This window comes from Rickettsia endosymbiont of Cardiosporidium cionae, assembly GCF_015476335.1.
GTDB lineage: Bacteria > Pseudomonadota > Alphaproteobacteria > Rickettsiales > Rickettsiaceae > JADHZC01.
Window position 1 is genome coordinate 1 of sequence record NZ_JADAQY010000014.1, and the last position, 2016, is coordinate 2016.

Below are 2016 nucleotides of genomic sequence, written 5' to 3' on the forward strand. Positions count from 1 at the left end.
CTTGCTTTGTAGAGTACTATCAACTAGCCTAACATCTTTATCTGTCATTTAGATAACCTCTGCAGTGATAATCTTATGAGATCGTGAACAGAGATATTAGGATTATCATCCAAAATTTTTTCACCTATTCTATAGGCTTCCATTTTATTATAACCCAGATTAAATAAAGCAGAAGCAGTATCATCTAACTTGTTGATAGTTTTTTCATTTTCTTGCTGATAAATTTTGCTATTTCGAATAATAGTATCAGCAATTTTGCAATCTTTTAACTCTGTTATAATTCTTTCAGCAATTTTTTTTCCAATACCTGATATTTGCCCAAGAGCATCTTTATTTTTATCAACTATAAAGGAAAAAATTTGTACAGGTGAAAAATAAGACAACATTATCAAAGCTAGTTTTGGTCCTACGCCTTTTACTGATATAAGTTTAGCAAAACAATTTTTTTCATCCTCAGCAATAAAACCATATAGCGTAATTTCATCTTCCTTTACTTGTGTATCTATAAATAAAGAAACTACTTTATGGCTAACAGATTGTATTGATTGTATTGTTTTGCTGGAAATAAAAACTAAATACCCGACACCATTTACATCGAGTATAATATGATTTTCAGCTACATGTTCTATAAAACCTTTTAATTTGCCTATCATTTTTTTGCAATATTGCACAGACCAATCGGGATTCTATATTAATGATAGAATCTATTCAAGTTCAAAGACAATATAATATTAATTAATAAATTTTTGCTTATTTTAATTTTGTCTTCTAAAGATAATGTAAATAAAGTGTTTTATCTAGTATTACCTTATTTTGGTAGGGAATAAGGAGATTTTTTTACTTTCCTAAGTTAGCTATAAATGTTGAAACTATTCATTTTTATAATCAATTTTGTTTATCAATAAAGATGTTTGTCTTTTTATGTCATTGAATTTTTTTAAGCTATTACCACTTAACTTTGTTTGCGGAATAGATTTTATATTAGCTGGGTTAATTTTTATACTATTTTTAATTATTTCAAAATGTAAATGTGGTCCAGTTGTAATACCTGTCATACCTATATATCCAATGACTTGTCCTTGATTTATTTTTGATCCAACTTTTAATTTTTTTGCATATTTGCTTAAATGTGCATACAAAGTGTTATAATTTTTGTTATGTTTTATTTCTATATGATTACCGTATCCTCCCTTAGCTCCCATTGCCACTATTTGTCCATTTCCTGCTGCTAAGATTGGAGTTCCAATTGGAGCAGCAAAATCGATTCCCTTATGCATTCTGGAATAACCGAGCACAGGATGTTTTCTCATACCGAAGTTAGAAGATATTTGTCCTGTCTTAACTGGAGTTCTAAGTAATGCTTTTTCAACACTAAAAGCATTTTTGTCATAGTAACTTGCTTTATTATTTGCATCAATAAATTGATAAATTTCAACTTTTTTGTTTCTTAAATTTAGCGCAGCATAGGTGATATCACCTACATGTGAGAATGTACCATCTTCAGTGTAATATTGCTTTAGTAACACATCAAGTTTATCTCCAGTTCTTATATCTCGCTGAAAATCTATATTATGGCTGTAGGCTTTAATTACAGGCATAATTGCATGATAGGGAATAGACAAATCTTGAGCTGTGAGAGCTAAATTCTGATCTATGGTGCCGGTTATTCTTATAACTTTTTGAGCGAATGGAGTATTAATAAGTTTTGCTGAATATTCATCATTTTGTAATTTATTAATTTCAACATTTTTTATATTTGAAATTTTAATAGTTATTGTTTTTGCTGTTAATTTCAGGGCATTATCTGATTGTAATGCAGGATATTTATCAATAAAATCAAGAAATACCATATTTCCTGTTCTTAATTTTTTGGGATTGAATACTTTAGTGAAAGCCTTAATAATTTTATGAGTGTTTGTTTTGGATAGACCAGCCTGTTGCAAAATTGTTTCAAGCGTATCACCTTCACCAATTACGAACTCACTTTTAGAAAGTGTTTTTAAATTTATTATTTTT

At 28.6% G+C, this 2016-nt stretch carries 2 protein-coding genes; both read right to left on the reverse strand.

Annotated elements, in window-relative coordinates; genetic code table 11:
- Positions 1–44: 44 nt before the first annotated feature.
- Positions 45–653 carry a Holliday junction branch migration protein RuvA gene (gene ruvA / locus IHI24_RS04575; protein WP_194966887.1) on the reverse strand — a complete coding sequence of 203 codons (609 nt, stop codon included), beginning with the start codon at positions 651–653 and terminating at the stop codon, positions 45–47.
- A 216-nt stretch (positions 654–869) separates the two neighbouring features.
- A partial coding sequence (locus IHI24_RS04580) for a M23 family metallopeptidase (RefSeq protein ID WP_194966888.1) occupies positions 870–2016 on the reverse strand: 1147 nt, incomplete at its 5' end.

What these genes read in the sequence shown, in the direction of transcription:
- ruvA (WP_194966887.1), bottom strand. Translation starts at nt 653, where the DNA reads ATGATAGGCAAATTAAAAGGTTTTATAGAACATGTAGCTGAAAATCAT.